This window comes from Pseudomonas sp. WSY_20 (genome assembly GCF_043104335.1).
GTDB lineage: Bacteria > Pseudomonadota > Gammaproteobacteria > Pseudomonadales > Pseudomonadaceae > Aquipseudomonas > Aquipseudomonas parafulva_B.
On record NZ_JBICKP010000005.1, the window covers coordinates 1 to 1,077 of the forward strand.

Genomic DNA, 1,077 nt, shown 5'->3' on the forward strand with positions numbered 1-1,077 from the left:
ACGATCAACGACTCGATCGACACGACCACTGCCACGCTGACGGCTTCGCCGAGCGTCACTGAAGGCGGCGTCATCACCTACACCGTGACCTTGACGAACCCGGCCCAGACGCCGGTGACCGTGACCCTGTCCAACGGCCAGGTCATCACTGTTGAAGCAGGCAAGACCCAGGGCAGCATCGACTTCCAAACCCCGGCCAACGATGTCTACAACAACGGCTCGACCGTTAGTGTGACCATCGACAGCGCTACGGGCGGTAACTTCGAGCAGCTGACCCCGAATCCAGCGGCTGCGGTTACCACGATCAATGATTCGATCGACACCACTACCGCGACCCTGACCGCGAGTCCCTCGGTCACCGAAGGCGGCGTGATCACCTACACTGTGACCCTGACCAACCCGGCTCAGACTCCGGTCACCGTGACTCTGTCCAATGGTCAGGTCATCACCGTTGAAGCAGGCAAGACCCAGGGCAGCATCGATTTCCAGACCCCGGCCAACGACGTCTACAACAACGGTTCCACCGTTAGCGTGACCATCGACAGTGCCACGGGCGGCAACTTCGAACAGCTGACGCCTAACCCGACGCCAGCGGTTACCACGATCAATGATTCGATCGACACCACTACCGCGACCTTGACCGCGAGTCCTTCGGTCACCGAAGGCGGCGTCATCACCTACACCGTGACCCTGACCAACCCGGCGCAGACCCCGGTAACTGTGACTCTGTCCAACGGCCAGGTCATCACCGTGGAGGCTGGCAAGACGCAGGGCAGCATCGACTTCCAAACCCCGGCGAACGACGTCTACAACAACGGCTCGACCGTTAGCGTGACCATCGACAGCGCTACGGGCGGTAATTTCGAACAGCTGACGCCTAACCCGACGCCAGCGGTTACCACGATCAATGATTCGATCGACACGACCACTGCCACGCTGACGGCTTCGCCGAGCGTCACCGAAGGCGGCGTCATCACTTACACCGTGACCCTGACCAATCCGGCTCAGACTCCGGTGACCGTGACCCTGTCCAACGGTCAGGTCATCACCGTTGAAGCGGGTAAAACCCAGGGCAGC

General features: G+C 60.9%; 1 protein-coding gene. It reads left to right on the top strand.

Annotated elements, in window-relative coordinates; all coding sequences use genetic code 11:
- Positions 1-1,077: immunoglobulin-like domain-containing protein (locus ACF8E5_RS00265; RefSeq protein WP_392474738.1), on the top strand; the 1,077-nt coding region annotated here is incomplete at both ends.